This window comes from uncultured Nostoc sp. (assembly GCF_964245575.1).
Taxonomy (GTDB): Bacteria; Cyanobacteriota; Cyanobacteriia; order Cyanobacteriales; family Nostocaceae; genus Nostoc.
In genome coordinates, this window is the sequence record NZ_CAXTNP010000033.1 from 22,393 (window position 1) to 38,195 (window position 15,803).

General features: G+C 41.9%; 19 protein-coding genes and 2 pseudogenes. 5 read left to right on the forward strand and 16 right to left on the reverse strand.

Translation table 11 applies throughout. The annotated features are described in order from the left end of the window. Positions 1–16: 16 nt before the first annotated feature. Both ACFFAP_RS07965 and ACFFAP_RS07970 read left to right on the forward strand, forming a co-directional pair. Positions 17–2,098, forward strand: a complete 2,082-nt coding sequence (locus ACFFAP_RS07965) for a prenyltransferase/squalene oxidase repeat-containing protein (protein ID WP_375510714.1) — start codon at positions 17–19, stop codon at positions 2,096–2,098. Positions 2,099–2,190: 92 nt separating this feature from the next. Next, positions 2,191–3,501, forward strand: coding sequence for a hypothetical protein (locus tag ACFFAP_RS07970; RefSeq protein WP_375510715.1), 1,311 nt, complete (start codon positions 2,191–2,193; stop codon positions 3,499–3,501). Between the two features lie 315 nt (positions 3,502–3,816). On the opposite strand, the gene ACFFAP_RS07975 is transcribed toward ACFFAP_RS07970, so the two are convergent. The 12 genes and pseudogenes from ACFFAP_RS07975 to ACFFAP_RS08030 all read right to left on the reverse strand — a co-directional run bounded on the left by ACFFAP_RS07975 (position 3,817) and on the right by ACFFAP_RS08030 (position 12,148). Next, positions 3,817–4,377, reverse strand: a complete 561-nt coding sequence (locus ACFFAP_RS07975) for a WGR domain-containing protein (RefSeq protein WP_375510716.1) — start codon at positions 4,375–4,377, stop codon at positions 3,817–3,819. A 5-nt stretch (positions 4,378–4,382) separates the two neighbouring features. Further along, the gene (locus ACFFAP_RS07980; protein WP_375510717.1) at positions 4,383–4,529 is read right to left on the reverse strand and encodes a hypothetical protein; all 147 of its coding nucleotides are present in this window, start codon (positions 4,527–4,529) and stop codon (positions 4,383–4,385) included. Positions 4,530–4,749: 220 nt separating this feature from the next. Next, positions 4,750–6,374: pseudogene (locus tag ACFFAP_RS07985) on the reverse strand (AAA family ATPase). A gap of 60 nt (positions 6,375–6,434) precedes the next feature. After that, positions 6,435–6,638 (reverse strand): hypothetical protein, encoded by a 204-nt coding sequence (locus ACFFAP_RS07990; protein WP_375510718.1) that lies wholly within the window; start codon positions 6,636–6,638, stop codon positions 6,435–6,437. A 48-nt stretch (positions 6,639–6,686) separates the two neighbouring features. Continuing rightward, complete coding sequence (locus tag ACFFAP_RS07995) at positions 6,687–6,899, reverse strand: DUF2997 domain-containing protein (RefSeq protein ID WP_375510719.1); 213 nt, start codon at positions 6,897–6,899, stop codon at positions 6,687–6,689. A 2-nt stretch (positions 6,900–6,901) separates the two neighbouring features. Beyond that, positions 6,902–7,351 (reverse strand): DUF1257 domain-containing protein, encoded by a 450-nt coding sequence (locus ACFFAP_RS08000; protein WP_375510720.1) that lies wholly within the window; start codon positions 7,349–7,351, stop codon positions 6,902–6,904. Between the two features lie 108 nt (positions 7,352–7,459). Further along, positions 7,460–8,533: a hypothetical protein gene (locus tag ACFFAP_RS08005; RefSeq protein ID WP_375510721.1), complete on the reverse strand. Its 1,074-nt coding sequence runs from the start codon at positions 8,531–8,533 to the stop codon at positions 7,460–7,462. Positions 8,534–8,697: 164 nt separating this feature from the next. Continuing rightward, the gene (locus ACFFAP_RS08010) at positions 8,698–8,991 is read right to left on the reverse strand and encodes a hypothetical protein (RefSeq protein WP_375470925.1); all 294 of its coding nucleotides are present in this window, start codon (positions 8,989–8,991) and stop codon (positions 8,698–8,700) included. Between the two features lie 114 nt (positions 8,992–9,105). Continuing rightward, positions 9,106–9,378, reverse strand: a complete 273-nt coding sequence (locus ACFFAP_RS08015; protein ID WP_375510722.1) for a hypothetical protein — start codon at positions 9,376–9,378, stop codon at positions 9,106–9,108. A 267-nt stretch (positions 9,379–9,645) separates the two neighbouring features. Then, complete coding sequence (locus ACFFAP_RS08020; protein ID WP_375510723.1) at positions 9,646–10,227, reverse strand: hypothetical protein; 582 nt, start codon at positions 10,225–10,227, stop codon at positions 9,646–9,648. A 137-nt stretch (positions 10,228–10,364) separates the two neighbouring features. Beyond that, the gene (locus ACFFAP_RS08025; protein ID WP_375510724.1) at positions 10,365–11,273 is read right to left on the reverse strand and encodes a hypothetical protein; all 909 of its coding nucleotides are present in this window, start codon (positions 11,271–11,273) and stop codon (positions 10,365–10,367) included. Between the two features lie 77 nt (positions 11,274–11,350). Further along, positions 11,351–12,148, reverse strand: coding sequence for a hypothetical protein (locus ACFFAP_RS08030; protein ID WP_375510725.1), 798 nt, complete (start codon positions 12,146–12,148; stop codon positions 11,351–11,353). Between the two features lie 17 nt (positions 12,149–12,165). Here ACFFAP_RS08030 and ACFFAP_RS08035 point away from each other — a divergent pair, with 17 nt between their 5' ends. Next, complete coding sequence (locus tag ACFFAP_RS08035) at positions 12,166–12,333, forward strand: hypothetical protein (RefSeq protein ID WP_375510726.1); 168 nt, start codon at positions 12,166–12,168, stop codon at positions 12,331–12,333. Between the two features lie 225 nt (positions 12,334–12,558). Here the strand turns inward: ACFFAP_RS08035 and ACFFAP_RS08040 are convergent, their stop codons facing one another. The 4 genes and pseudogenes from ACFFAP_RS08040 to ACFFAP_RS08055 form a co-directional block, all read right to left on the reverse strand. After that, positions 12,559–12,915, reverse strand: coding sequence for a hypothetical protein (locus ACFFAP_RS08040; protein ID WP_265277561.1), 357 nt, complete (start codon positions 12,913–12,915; stop codon positions 12,559–12,561). Between the two features lie 21 nt (positions 12,916–12,936). Then, complete coding sequence (locus tag ACFFAP_RS08045) at positions 12,937–13,113, reverse strand: hypothetical protein (RefSeq protein ID WP_375510727.1); 177 nt, start codon at positions 13,111–13,113, stop codon at positions 12,937–12,939. Positions 13,114–13,139: 26 nt separating this feature from the next. Beyond that, positions 13,140–13,345 (reverse strand): annotated as a pseudogene (locus ACFFAP_RS08050) (IS4 family transposase); the annotation flags it as partial. Positions 13,346–13,432: 87 nt separating this feature from the next. Beyond that, the gene (locus tag ACFFAP_RS08055) at positions 13,433–13,585 is read right to left on the reverse strand and encodes a hypothetical protein (protein ID WP_375510728.1); all 153 of its coding nucleotides are present in this window, start codon (positions 13,583–13,585) and stop codon (positions 13,433–13,435) included. Positions 13,586–13,922: 337 nt separating this feature from the next. Here ACFFAP_RS08055 and ACFFAP_RS08060 point away from each other — a divergent pair, with 337 nt between their 5' ends. Then, on the forward strand, positions 13,923–14,846 hold the full coding sequence (locus ACFFAP_RS08060; RefSeq protein WP_375510729.1) for a PD-(D/E)XK nuclease family protein: 924 nt from the start codon (positions 13,923–13,925) through the stop codon (positions 14,844–14,846). Next, positions 14,843–15,803 (forward strand): hypothetical protein (locus ACFFAP_RS08065; protein ID WP_375510730.1); only part of this gene is annotated, 961 nt, incomplete at its 3' end. The genes ACFFAP_RS08060 and ACFFAP_RS08065, both read left to right, overlap by 4 nt.

Genomic DNA, 15,803 nt, shown 5'->3' on the forward strand with positions numbered 1-15,803 from the left:
GTCTTGAGGTGAATTGTTGTCTCTCCAATCCTTTGAAGCATTGTCTTCACAACCCTTTTCACGGCATATACAAGAAGAAATTGAAGTAACTAGGAAGGCTGTAGGTCGTTTGCTAGAGCGCTGGTCAGATAAAGTTGCTCTTAGTTCTAATTCGCAGGTAACAATCTACGATTACTACCCCTATCTTTTTCTAAAAGCATTTCCGTCACTAACATTAGCAGATATTAGACCTCTGAATCTTGCCAGCCGTCTGTTTGCCAGCTCGATCTTCCTTTACGACAAAATGATGGACTGTACAGCTAACGTTGATTTATCAGCGAGTATATTATCTACTCAAGCGCGGCAGTTAGAGGCTTATTATCTGTTGCACCAAATGTTCCCACCGAAGGCAGTGTTTTGGGAACACTTTCGTGACTATGTACAACAGTACGCTAAAGCCTGTGTTTATGAGCATCGCTTTGCTTCGGGAGACCAGCCTTGGCAGGAATATTCTGAGGCAGTGGCACTCCAAATCGCTGTGGGCAAGAACGGCATTTCTAAAACCACGATTGCTGGGTTAGTTGAACTGGCGCAGGATGACAGTTTGCTCAAACCGTTAATAGAGGCGATTAACCACTTCAACATAGCCTGTCAAATGTTAGATGACCTCCTGGATTGGAAGGAAGATTTGTACAGTGGGATTCCCTCATTGCTCCTCTCACGCATTCTCCACGAACGACCTACACAAGGTAACAAGGAAGAAATGACACGCCGCAGGGACATACTAGCGCGTGAAATTTACTATGGTGGACATGCACGCTATATCGTGGAGTTAGCGCTTGAGTCACTTGAGCGCGCTGATAGAATAACAGCAAACCTGCTTGGCTCTGAGTGGCACACTATTACAGCTAAGTTGCGCCATCGCTGCCAAGCTCTCTTGCAAGATATTGAGCAGATTGTAAACGCTAACCTTCACCGTGTGCGCTCACAGCCGAACTTTGTCTTGACTCTTCCCTCGGCACAGAGTCCGTGGCAGGAGATAATTTGGGATGGATTGCGTTTCATTGTTCAGCAGTGGCGGTTCGGCTTTGGTGAGGCACGACACATTATGCACTTGACTCAAGAGGAGGAGTTCAGCGCAGCCCAGGAGTATCACTACGGTGACGTGTTTCAGCGAGCGCTAATTGCTGATGCCCTGTGTGATGCCAACCAACTGCTTCATGGTCAGTTTCAGCAGGTGATAAATTACGAGGCTAGCTACTTGGTTAACTGCCGACTTACTTCTGGGATTGGGGGATGGAGCTACTTCTCTAGTGTACCGGAGCTAGCGCCAGACGCTGACGATCTAGGTCAGGTTATACAGGTTCTGCTGCGTGCTGGGCGAAAAGCAGAGGTAGCTGAATATTGCGAAACACCACTGGCGGTATTGTTGCAAGATAACGTTCGTGCCGATGGCTCTTTTGAGACCTGGATTGTGCCTGCTACGGGGCGTACTCCTCAGCAGGAGCGTCAGGTAGAATTTAATCAGTATAAGTGGGGTACTGGCCCAGACAACGAGGTAATGGCGAATCTGCTGTATGCGTTAATGCTTTACGACCAGGAGCGCTTCACACAGACAATTTGGCACGGAATGACGTACCTAGAATCCCAACAGCAAGGTGACGGGAGTTGGGTAAGCAGGTGGTACTACGGTTCGTACTACGGAACCTATGTCTGCCTGCGGCTGTTTGCTGTTGCTCAACCTAATTCGCCTACTATCCAGAGGGCCCTCAGCTTCCTGCGAAGCCATCAAAGAGATGATGGGGGCTGGGGTTTGAAAGATGAAAGTGATCCCCTGAGTACAGCGTTGGCTCTGCTAGGACTGGCAATTGCTCAGGAGTGCAACGGCGATACAGGCGATCTTAATCGAGTCGAGCGGGCACTGGTCTATCTCCAGCACAGCCAAGGAGATGATAATAGTTGGCCAAGCATTCAATTTATTCGTCCCAGAATGAACGAACCCTATGGCAGCCGAACAATTACGAGTACCTATGTCGTAAAGGCTGCGATCGCTTGGAATCGATTGCTCGATAACGCATCTGTGAACCAGTTAGATATAGTCAGTGGAGCAAAACAGTAAACTCTTACATCATTACGGTGAGTTAGTCATATTTTATAGCGTGATTGCAAGCCTTCACCAAAGTGTAATTTTCTGGAGAGGAAGCACGTTGAATGGTTAAACGGCAACGCCAGCAGGCGCATTCAATTACCGATTCACAGCAAGAGCAACTCGATCTAACAACCTTTGCAGAGCGAGGACTCAAGGAGCGATTAGTTATTGATACTTCTGAAGGTCAACCAGTATACTTGCTGGTTGGTAAGAGCGGTAGCTACATTAGACTTTCGCCCATCGCCTATCAACTGCTTGTACAGCGTAGCTCAGGTGTGTCATTTGCAGCAATAGCTGAGATACTTAGCCAGCAACTGGGACGAAATGTATCGTTAGCTACTGTCGAGGTAGCTTATCAAAATGTTGTTGAGCGGATTGCAAAGATCGAACATAGTGCTAACCACATTCCATCAGGCTTTTTGCTACGCTGCTGTTTTCTACCAAAAACAACCGTTAATAGAATTGCTTCCTACCTATCAATAGTATTTCAGCCTGTGATCGCCTGCTGCCTTTTAACCGGAGTTATTTTGGCTACAGCAATAGCCCCGCAACATGATCTTTCACTTAATGTTACCCCGGCCGTCTTCTGGTGTGGTTACGTGCTGTTTCTGGTTTCATTACTCATACACGAACTTGGACACGCCAGCGCTTGTGTACGTTATGGTGCCAAAGCCGGAGAGATTGGTGGCACTATTTACTTAATCTTCCCTGCCTTTTATAGTGATGTCAGTGCTGCCTGGGAACTTTTACGGTGGCAGCGCGTAATTGTTGACTTGGGGGGTATCTTTTTTCAGCTAGTTGTAGCTGCCCTTTACGTAATCATCTATAAGCTTTCAGGCTGGGAGCCACTTAAGGTTGCTCTTATATTGATCGCAAGTAGCTGCCTGTTTATGCTCAATCCAGTTTTCAAATCCGATGGCTATTGGGTTGTAGCAGATGCGATGGGCGTAACCAACTTAGGTCAACAGCCGTTACGCATTGTTCACCATTTCCTTGCTCGGCTGCGTCACCAACCAGTGCAGTCATTGCCCTGGTCAATGTTAGTTACAGCCACGCTTATACTATATACACTTCTTAGCTTTAGTATTTGGGGATATTTTCTTTGGGCTGTACTACCAATGCTATGGAGGCAAGTCCTCGGCTACCCATCCCTAGCTATTGCATTAATCAATGATTTCCTTAATTCTCCTCAAACGTTGAACATTAAACATCTACAGTCCTTTCTCGGTTCTAGTTTTAATGTACTCGTTGCATCGCTTATAGTGTTAAATTTGACTAAAGTGCTTGTACTCAAGTGTTGTGGTAAAAATTTTTGGGGAATGCAAAGAGTTGTTGTGTGGCTTAAGCAACATATCCAAAAACTTTGGAAATGAAGCAATAACCATACAATTTTCATTTAAAAAATATTTGAAGTATACTGACTTTATATCTTGCTATAAATATTTGTGTCTGTCTTTTTATTTGATAAAAAAAAATGATTTCACTAGCACATAGCTATTGATTTAACATTCATATTATCAATGCCAGATATAAGTTTAGCAACAATTAGCAGTGAGTCTAAACACCCTATTAATTGATTCTGATTTATGAACTCAGAAGAGTTTAGTTATTCTTTAATTAAATATTTTACTGGAATGATAATAATTATAAGGGCATAAATAGCAAAATTCTATTCACGTCCAACAATTCTACAAATGTCGCCAGAAATTCTTACTGATAGTCTTGAGACTGACTACCTTGGGTTCTGCTGTCGCTTCAGGGGCATGACCAACAGCCACCGCAGCAACAATTGGTGCAGGTGTCGCTAACAGAGAATTAAGTAATTCTTGTTGATAGTCTATATCTGCTACTGTGCGGTAAACTCTGTGATAATCTATCTGCATCCCCAAAGGTGTTGGGACAATTTTCAGATATTCATTAAGAGCAGATATGTAGGTATCACCAAAATTCTGGAGAGCAACAGCCGGACGGAGAATATTCAACAATTGAATAGCTCGTCTAATGTCTACAACACTGCGGCTAGCATCAATCTCTGGCTGACTTTCGCTGTAACCTTTGGATTTCTTTTCTGCTACCAGATTATGAAATTTACTAACCGCTCTCTGATGATTGCCTAATGTGTGGACTTTAGTCTGCGCTTGATAGCCGACTCTGCCCCACTGCACTGTTAAGTTACCATCTTCGACAATAGCCGCCCAGAACTTATTGCTGTTCTGGATAGCATCAACATACACTAAATAGATTTCCATGTTGATTATTTCTCCGTTGGCTGTGGATTAGATATACCTAAAATCCTGTTCTTAAAGGTTTCAAAGCTCTCTTGTTTGGGTTTAGCAGGTGGTGGAACATCTTTGTTTAACAAACAATTTTTGAAGTTCTCGAAACTTGGAAATGTACTCATTTTCTTCTCCAGTCTAATTAATTTGATTAGTGAATTGGTGTTTGATTTTCAAACACTTCTTTTTACTTGGGCATTGCCCCATCGAAACAATTCGCTTTTTCAACCATTCGCAATTCGCAATTAATAATAATCCACGGATTTATGCGAGATATTGAATATTGATACTACGTGTTTTGTTTCTTTTCCTAATTTCAATTAGGAGATTTAAATCCAAGATGAATCAATTATTAATTGTGTCCACAATTGCGAATTGCGAATTGCGAATTGGAGTTGGACTACTAGCCCGTCGTGCGGTGGATGCCCAGGATTGCATTCTTTCAACCGCCGCCGCATCCTGAATGGCAAGTGGGGTAATGGTTTGACGACAGGTTTCGAGGTCAGCAAGTGTTACCTGCTGCGGTCTATCTTCATCGAATGCCAGCAGAGCAGCTTCCGAAGCAAGGGTTTCCAATTCAGCGCCGGAGAATTTTGCGGTGTTGGCTGCGATCGCCTCCAAATACTCTGATTCCAGGTGAATGCCAAAGCGTTGTAGATGAATCCCCAGAATCTGTACACGCTCTGGTTCAGTGGGAAGATCAACAAAGAAAGATTCGTCAAATCTTCCCTTCCTCTTGAATTCACTTGGTAGTGCTGATGGGTCATTGCAGGTCGCAACTATAAACACCCCAGCAGTGCATTCAGCCATGAAGGTAAGCAAAGTACCTAAGATGCGTTGAGAAACACCGCTTGTATCGCCCTGACCTGAAAGCGCCTTTTCTACTTCATCTACAAACAAGACGCAAGGTGCGATCGCTTCTGCTGTTTTCAGTGCGCGTTTAACATTACCTTCGGATTCGCCAACTAGTGAACCTAGAAGGGACGCAATGTCGAGTTGCAAAAGTGGCAAATTGAGTATACTAGCAATGTTTTTGGCGCAGTGACTTTTACCTGTTCCGGGTGGGCCAGCCAGCAACACACCTTTTGGCTGGGGTAAGCTAAGACTTCGTGCCTCAGTTGTAAACAGACGGCGGCGACGATTCAACCAATCACGCAGTAGATCGAGTCCGCCAAAGGGTATGCTGGCTGGCTTGCCCAACTCGATACCCATTTGAGACAGTAGCCGAGTTTTATACTCGACTGCTTGGGGTATGAAATGACTATCAATTAAAATCCCATCTGATGTTAGGTTGTGTTTGACAGTTAACCGCAGGAAGTCGCTAATCTCCTCCAGGGTTAATCCCAGGGCAGCACGAGAAAGAGATTCAATTTCACTTTTATTAAGGGAAATAGTAAAAGTCAATTCCTGTTCAATAGCTGACTGTTGTAAGTCATGCAAATAAGAGTTGATATGTTCAAGTATTTGCTCAACTCCCGGCAGAGGAATTTCACAATAAGGGATTAAACGTACAAGTGACTCGTGTAATTGAATGTTTTGACGTTTTGACCCAGCAGCACAATGCGTTTATCAGTCGGCTTGAGACGATGGTAGAGATTTTTTACCTTACTAATAATCTCCCAAGATAGTGAAGGCGAATTCTTACCAATAAACGAGTGAATGTCACCTAATATGAAGACTCCATCACTACTAAAATTCGCAATGTAATCAAACACATATAACAATGGATCAGCATGTTGTGGTCTTTTGTACTCTGCAACTGGCTTAAACACCAATCCCCCATCTGCTGCAATTAAACATTGCTCTAAGGTTGATACTCCCAGATTCCAGAAGAACACTGGACATGAGAGCTTATTGTTAGCTTCAGCAGTTAACCATTGAATGATCGTCGCTTCATCAGGAGATAAGACATCAACCGCAGCAATGGGGATTTGTGAATCGAGTGTGGAGAGCAGATTTGAGAGGTTCATTGTTTTTGATAAGGTAGTGGAGCTAATTCATCGTGAGTATTAACAAGTCTCACGATTACTTCATAAACTTCGGCATCGCCGTCGAAAACCTCTGCTGTACCGTTGTTCTCTTGGTAGGCGATGCCTACGGCGGTAAACTACGCTGTTACTATGGCATTCAATAGCACACACAACCATAAAGGTATTCGCTTTGATGATCACGGGCTGGCGTGGTTTTTGCTGGGCGTAAACGTGGATGAAAGGATACTCTTTAGGTAGGTACATAAAATTTCTTGGGGGAACCCAATCGTCGCGGTTCCCCTTTTCCCTGATTTACTGCCGTAAGCGAGTAGAGTGAGTTGAAGTTGTACGAAGTTGTTGGGTTTGGGCTTCGTCCTTAAACGTGCGACCGCTCTCGCTGACAACTCCAAGTGCTTCTTCAAACGGTTGCGTAGCCGATAAACAACTCAAGCCCTCGAACCCCTTTGCTTCCACTCGAACTTCACCTGTAGCATTGTCGAAATGAATCAAAACTGAACGTTCCATATTTATCTCCTTTGATATTGCTTAACTTCTTGGTGTCCACTGAATGTAAGGCGTAAAGTTTTCACAGTCCCGTTGGTTTCTTCAGCGATCGCGCATTCACCAAACCTTTCTTGTAACTCGGCAGCTTTAGCTCTCACCAAACGTTTACCGTAAGCCAACATCAACTTGTTACTAAAGAAGTCTTGCCCCAACTTCGGAATTGTCTCGTAGCTGTCGTGTATCACATCGTACACGCCGCTTGACTGATTCCATTTGAACCCGATGTCTGCACGGGCTTTTATGGTACGACCAGATACGATAATTTCAGCGCTTTGTCCTTGAGAGCTAGCGTAGTACCCTTTTAGTGATTGTGCTGTTTCATGAACTTGCGGATTCAGTTTCAAATCTTGTAAGGCTTGTACCAGACATTCGCGGTTGGTGAGCTTGGTTTTAACAGTTGAGAAGTGTGACATGAGAATTTTATCCCTATAGTAGAAGTGCGGTATTCTTTTTGAGGTGTATACTGCATTTTTCGTTAAGGTACTTAGTTTTAGGCGGGTGCATTCGCCCAAAACTGTTTTTTACCTGAACCTAAATGCGGCAACTGTGGCTTTCGACAAACCCACGTCACCAGTCGCAAGTGATTGTAGATTGCGTTGTTCATCTAACAACTTGGTGCGGATAGAATCTATTTTTTGCTGCAATTGACTGCGCGTATCTGAACCAAGATTCTTCGACTCAATCGCTGGATCGTTAACGATAGAGTCCAAGTGCGCCATCATCGCCTCCAAGCTGCTGCCAGCCTCCGGGTCAGCATTCGCTAGCAAAACCTGAACCTTCATAAGATGGCGTTGCATCTTTTTTTTGAACTGGACTGGCTTGCGTCCTGGTTCCCAGTCGCTCAATTCTTCAAGCAACTGCGCGGCGAGTTGTTCACCACCAGCGATCGCTGATTCCCGTAGCCTTTGCTCCAGATTTTGATCATACTGCTGAATGAACTTGGTAATCTGGTCTAAGCATTCGGCTTGTTGCTGATTGAGTTGTTCGGATAATGCCGGGATAATCACCGGGCGACCAATGACGACTTGCAAATAGTCTTCGAGATCGGTCAGAGTCGGAAATGCTCTTAACAAGTTGGCTTTGACTGATTCTTGCTTATCGTGGGGTAATTCCCAAGTGTTAAGTGAGAGGAACTGATCAATCCGCTCTTGATAATCAAGAAGTCCTGACTCATAATCAGCTTTTAACTGATTGCGTAAACCAGGGGCGATATTATCTCTGATATTGATTAGCTGATTCCACACAAGTGGAGCTAAATCAATTGGACAAACCCAATCACCAGTATCCGCAGACATCCACTCTTGAACTGAAGCAATCTCTTGCCTCAATTGTGTAGCAGCTTCATCAAGCTTTTTAAATACCTTGATACCCCGCAAACCGACTTCGGAATTTGTAACTTTCACAAGGTCTGATTCAATTTCAGAGACTTCAGCTTTTAAGACATCTGCCCATTTAGGAGCGGCAGATTTTGTACTTTTCTTTAACTGGATACGAAATCTGATGCGGGTTTTATTTAACTGTGAGAAATTATGGCGCTCGACTACTGCATCAGTTAGGAAATTTGCAGCAATAGGGTTGTCGATTGCTTGTACCATGATTATTGACCTCAATACTATTTTTCACTTCAAATTAAGCGAAGCTTTCTTTGTGGTGATTTCTCAATAGAGCGAATGTCTGTAGCTCTATAGATTACTTTTTTAGAGCCATTTTGCAGGCGAATATGTCTTTTAATGACTGGTGGTTTATGTATGGACATGGCTTAAAATAGCTGAAGTTGCTGTGAATTATCCTGTGCCACGGGCTTTTTATAAACCATGCCTTCGACTTCATAACAGCGAGTCATAAGTTTGTTTCGATTTAGTCGAAAGCTGGCTTTTTTCCTTTGATTTGGCAAAGGTACAAATAGATACTGTGGATGTTGTATAGTACCTTCATCGCCCAAATATCGGGAAAGTGTACCGTTGATTTGGTAAACTTTTGATGAGCTTAATAGCGTCGTGTCGTAAACCTTAATCAAATTTAATTCCATCTTATTAGCAGTGAGGTGTGCCATAATTTATCGTGGAATCGATTTTTCTCTACAGTCAGACTGATTAAATCTGACTGTAGAGTTTTTCACGCATAATTCGTTACTTTTGTGTTAATTACTGATTGAGAGTGACAAATACTACAGATAGAAATGCTCAAAAATCTGATTGAGTTTTTCCTTTAATTCATCTGACAGAGCATTAAAATCAAACTCTTTAGAGTCCCAAACTTCATCAAGGCTTGTAGACTCATCAATAATGTTTGCAATCAAACAAGATTCATTGTCATAGTTCCAGCCATTTGCTAAAAGCCACGGCAAAACTCCCTCATATTGCAATAATTTCTCAATGTCGAACGAGTCAGAAAACTGCTGTAAGTTTTCGATACTAGGGTGAACGATTGTTGTAGTCATTTCTTGTTATTGGTAGATAGGTAGACAGCATGTATTAGCTGTAGACAAAGCTTGAGCAACTTCTAATTACAGTTGCCCAAACCCTGTTTACAACGAGTTAAAACAAAGTCGGAAGTCGTAGGTCGGAAGTCGGAAGTACAGTTTTTCCATGCGAATTTAAACTCTTTTCTCATTACGATCTTTAGCATTGGGGATGGGGATTTTGACCTCTTTATTTGAAAATCGTTGTCTTCACTTCCGACTTCCGACTTCCTATTTCCGACTTCGTTAAAACGCCATTTCATTCGCAGCTTTTGTTACAGCAATTGCTTGTTTACTGACCTCGCGCCAGTTCGTCTCCTCGTTGTAGGATGCCATAACTAATTCTGACCCAACCCACACCCGACAGAACAACACGCTTTCATCGGTTGTCCCTGGAGTAGGCTGTAGTGTGATCGGAGAGTAAAGCTGTTGCGGAGTAAGAGTAGCGTTCCCGCTTCGGGTTGCCGCAGGCATCGCGGCTAATACAGATTTAGCAAAGTGAGTCTCATGCCCACTTTCTAATATATAGGGTCTGTCTGCTTGAATTGTAATCAGCAACTTGTAAACTTCCTTTCCTCTGCGCTCACACTTCTCGAATTTAAGTTCTTTTAGATATCCAGTTAAGGCAGTTTGGGTAATCGCACTTGCTTCACTGTTGTTTAAGGTATACCACAGCGAACCATTGTGACGATTGCAGTAGATTTTGCAACTGCCAGCTTCATTGTGCAATCCCAGTTTCGGTTTATTAATTGCTGCGACTAACTGCTTTAATAACTCTTCCTGACGCATCAAGGCAGCAAGTAGTTCGGCATTTTCTTGAGGGTTCATTTGTTTGTACCAAAAGCATTTTCACTTTCGCATTGGCGCAGCCGTTTAATTGTGATATGTGAAGTGTAGAGCAAATAAAATAGCGCTCTTGATTTCACAAAAGCGCTTTTTATTACTAATTATTTGCCCTGTACAGATTATTGATGTGAATTAAATCTTCCCAGCAAATCTTCACGAGATAATTCAAGACATAGGGGAGTAAATTCTTCTGGTGTTAACTGCAACAAACTATCGACTACTCTTGATAGTTCTTCATCCACAGAACCAAACCGGAATCTTAACAAGTTTTCTACAACTTGGCGTTGTCCTTGCTGTACTCCTTGCTCTACCCCCTCCTGTACCGCTTGCGCTCTTGCTTCTTCGTAAGCTTGAGTTAAGTTCATGATCAACTCCTGGTCATCTCTGGTTAATTCTGTCTGTGTCATTACACTGATACGCCATCTGTAAATTATTTCCAGTACGTTCCGGCGTACAAGATCGGATGGTGGTAATGCAACCAGTTCTTCTACTGCCTCCCTTTGTACTTTTCCCCTCCCCAAGAGCCGAAACCATAGTGTGTCTGGAGTTCGCGGTAGCTTATTAGTTGCCACTATTGCTGCCCTTAAACCCAATGGCAGAAAGTACACTCCGCTCATCCAATTGTCTAAATCTAGTTTAGCTTCAAAAGCCTTGAGCAAAGCTTTTGAAGCACTTGGAGAAATAATCCACAGTTGTGCTAGCTCGTTCTCCGCTATTGTTGTGTCTTCCCTGTTGGCTTTTCGTTGCGCGTCTGCAATCACAGTAAATAATTTTTGTAGACAACTACGTACTTCTGTTCTACTTGGTTGATTGCGGAACGGTTCTAGCAAAGTAGTATTTAATACCGCTATTCTACCCAATAATCCTAAAGTTTCTACATCAACCGCAGATGTCGGTGTTGGCGAAAATAACACATCAACAAATCTTGTTTCATCAGTTACTTCTCTGTTAGTTTTTACTTCCCCAAAGGGAGAAAGTAACTCTTCTAAAAACTGTTTGGCAAATTTATCGTGAGGTTGTTGGGTCATTTTGTAAGGGCGAACTGTGTTTTATTTTACGAGGTTGAGAAAAGCTTAGTGGTGGGTATAGAAACCCACCTTTTTATTTACGCTGCTACCAACTCCCGGCTCACCCTCGGCAGTTCAACCGGAGTCGTCACTCTACGCAGTGCTTCTACAGCCTCCCTGACGCTCCAATACCGTACTCCATCCCCACAGCGCCAGTAGTAGGTCTTGGGGTTGTTTTCCCAGACTTCATCAGCATTTCTGACCTTGAAGAGTATGCCCAAAAACTCACTGTCCAGATATACATTGTGAGCCGTCTGAAGCTCAGTGCGTCCCACATAAGTCAGTCGGTAGCTATCTACTGGCGTACACAAGTCTTCTGCACGAGTACCGCGATAGGAGCAGTTACCGCAGCCGTGACCATCACAATCAGGACAGATGGCAGCAGGCATATTCCACTTCGGTATGGTGAAGTCCCATTCAGCAAGTGGGGTTAATAGTTGAGGCTTCTGCGAAGTGTAGCAACCAGCATGACCGATTACTTTATCAGGATAGTATTGGATGCTCAACGATAGCCAATCACAATCACCCAACAAGCCAATTTTCTCAGAAGCTTGTTTTAATTCCTTTTCTTCCTTATGATTGCGCTCTACTGGAGCAGAAAGACTTGCTTTTACCTCTGCAACAGCGCGTTTGAAACATTGTTTGTGGTATCGAGCATAACCGTGGGTCATTTTTACCCACACGATATCATCCGAGTTTATCCAGATAGTCACTACATCTTCGGGCTTGCACTCTTTTGAGTAGTCCGACTGATTGACGATGGTTGCAATGATTTCGCGATCCTGTGTGGTTAACGGATCTTTTGTTAGCGTAGGGGCTGAAAGTTGTGTCATCATTAGCAAATACCTCTTAAATGGGTAAAAGGGCGATCGCGCAGTTTGTCCGACGGAGCGATCGCCCTATTTTTATTAGTCAGTTTGTTGTGGCTTGCCACAACACTCTCACTCTAGAATTGGCGAAGCCTAATATTTTCTTGCTCCTAGCCAGTGACTGGAGCTTGCTACAGCAGCATATCCCTTGATCGGGCGGCAGTCGGCAACGAGCTTCAAAGCGACTTCCGTAATACTGTAGCAACTTTTTATTTGGAACCCACTCCACCCTTACCTCACTTCAGCAGCCTTGACTATTCGCTGCGTCCGCTACCTGGGGGCTTTGTTTTCTGTTCACTTTTTTCAAGGTTCAGTGTTGAGCGCCGCTTTATTTATCTGAGAGGCTGGCGTTTTTTTCCTCCTTCATGTTTACTATTTTAGATACTATTAGTGTCTAAGTCAAGAGGGTCTATAAAGTTTTTAGGGGCTTCTATCTCAAAAATTGGAACGAGTTCGTCTACAGGTATTTCTAACGCTTTACACATTTTGATTACTTTATCCAAAGCTACCGTTTGGGCAATATAATTTTTACCACTATCGCCCATAAGCTTCTTTGTGTAAGCAATAGAGATATCGTCAATTTTAGAATCTACCAATAATCTATGAACTTGGTAAGATGAAATTTCTGTGCCAAATTTTGCTTTAAGTAAGGCTTTAAAAAGTTTTGCCCTTCCTTCTCCCCAACTGACATAGGGAGCAGCCGAGGCTAAGATTAGCATGATTTTATTTCCCATTTAGACACTCTCAGTGCTATATTAACAGGCATAGATACTAAAAGTATCCACAAAGCAAAGCAAAAGCGATCGCCAGCCCGGAAGCAACGCGATCGCTTTGCCAAACTCATTTACAAAAAGTGAGCCAATTATAATGCTGACACACAAATGGTGTGATTCAGAAATTAACCAAATGCCACAGTCTGGGCAGATAGCCAAATACGCGATACCCAAGGGGTATGTTAATGGTATTCTTCAACACGCCAACGATAAGTATACCAGCATAAAATTGTAGAAGCCATCTGGATATCTGCAATAACTTCCGTAGTCAACAACATCCACTCCACAGGTGTTTCACTATCTGGGCAATCAATCTCAGTGACATAAACAGCATAAAGGGTAGAGGCTCACGGTTATTAAAACGATAGGGAGTACGGAGATTAACCAGACAAATGGCAGCAGATCAAGTCTTATGCTACTGGGCTTAAGGGATTGGTAGAGTGGGGAGTGGAAGCGGTCAAAGAATTCCTTTGCACCCTCACAAGTGATGAGCGTTGGGGGCTGATGGTAGCGTTTGAGGAGGCACAACCGAGGATGTTTGGGCAGTTGGTTGCGGAGGCTCCCGACTGTGTTGAATGGATGGCTTGATTTTTAGGTTATGAACGATCGCTGCGGGTTGTTCATTTTCCAAAATGGGTGAGCCGTTTTGGAATGGGTATTTGGGGCAGTGGCAAGTATGAGTGAACTTTGGGGACGGTTGTAGGTATGGTGGGGTGATGTTGGCAAAGGTATTATAAGATGCTAATCACAACAGTTTTGCCGTATCTAACTTTCTTAATCATAAATTATCGAGTTTCAAAATACTTATTCAGCAAGAATTGCAGATGCAGCATCTCTTGTTGTGTCAATACTAATTTATTCCCAAAGCCAACACGGAAAAGCAAATCCAAGTATAATTTTTTCTAATTGTTTTCTTTTACAATTTTAATTGCTCATCAATCCTAAAGAACAAATGTACTGTACTGAACATGAAATGGTCAATCTCTACACATAACTGCTTCCGCAGATGCCCAAGGCAGTATTTTTTTAGCAACATCATGGCTTTCCATAATGCTAAAGACCCTCTTCGGAGGGAAGCATTTATGCTCAGGCAACTAAAAAGTATTGATGAATGGCGAGGTTCTTTAGTTCACAGTGCTATCGAACTTTATTTAATTAAATCTTTAGAGGGGGGTATACTCATTTCAGAAAAAGAACTCTTAGATAAAACTATCACTTTAGCGAAAGCACAGTTTGAATTTTCGCACCACCAAAGATACAAAGATCCTAATTTGAAAAAAAAGGATGCTGGAAGTAATTTTTTAGCTTTACGAGATCATGAACATGGAATACCAATTCTTCAAGAAAAAATTGATAGTTTATATAAAGATATTAAGCAATGCTATGAATTCATTTATTCAAATACGAGATTTATAAAATTTTTACAAGGTGCTGACGATTATTTCCCAGAAAAATCAATATACTTTAAATTCAATGGAAGCAATTTATCAGCGCAACTAGATTTAGCAGTACCTTACAGTCAGAACAATAGTAATAAACTTTGTATTATTGATTGGAAAATCAGTCGTGTTCAAACAAGTGATTATTCTAAGCAATTATACTTTTATGGATTTGCTGCTTTAAAAGACAGGCAGTGGCGAAACTATAAGGCTGAAGATTTACTTTTAGTAGAGGCTAATCTTCTTCAAGGTAAATTCGTCAAATATACCGTAAGTGCAGAAAATTTACTTCAAATTGAAGACTTTATTTATCGTAGTCTTCTAGATATCCAATTTTTAACAGGAGAACGTAAATATAATCTAGATGACCTGGAAGACTATGAGTATGCAAATAGTCCTATGTCTTGCGAATATTGTAAATTTGAAAGAATGTGCGTGAGGTTCGCTCAATGAATAATCATATTCTCAACTTATTTGCTATCGAAAATTTATCAGAATTAAGCTGTAGCTATCAACTATTGGAAATTACTAATCTTCCAGATACACATAAAAATTATCTGGAGAATATTAATCGTTTAGCAGGAATGGTCGCATCTTCTGTCCACAAGCCAGTCTGTGTATTATGGCAAGAGAAAAAGGCTTATCTTGCCACAACTGCTCCAGTTGATAAAATAAAAACTGAATGGCGTTTAGTTCCACATATTGCAAAACTTGTACCAGAGTCTAAAGTACATCATCTTGATTACAGTAATATAGCTCCAGACCAAGTAAAATTAGCAATTAGGTTATTAAATTATGATATTCGTACTGTATTGATGAAAGTTCCAGAAATCTGGAATGATAGTTTTGGATCGTTTTATTTTCGAGATGCAATAAATTCAGAAGATAATAGCCAAGTAGATGCGTTGCCTGGCTTTGTCTATCGTCTTCACTATTTACTTGATAAAAAAATTTATATCTCTTTGGACTCAACAATACGTTATATTGACAGGTTATCACTTTTACAATATCTAAGTAACGGAAGCAAAATCAATGATTATAAATTTCAGCATTTTCTTTATAAATTCGGCTCTCAATGGTATCGAATACAATTAATGGGAAGTACTGGAAATTCTCTCATCGAACAATTATTTTTCTCAGAAAAAGATAACCAAATGTGCAATGTATATGACTATACTTTAAGTAACTGTGGTTTGCCACTTCCTGATTTAATAGCACAGCTAGATCAAGATTCAACTGCTATCAATTACCAGTATCCATACAAAGCTATTGAGCGTTATGGGGCAGGTGCTTTATGCTTTAAAACTTATAAAACTAATGATTTTAAAAACTCTAATATTCATAAGTATTCTATATTAAAAGCCTCACAAAGACTGCATAAAAGTGAGGAAATTATAGGTAGATATTTCC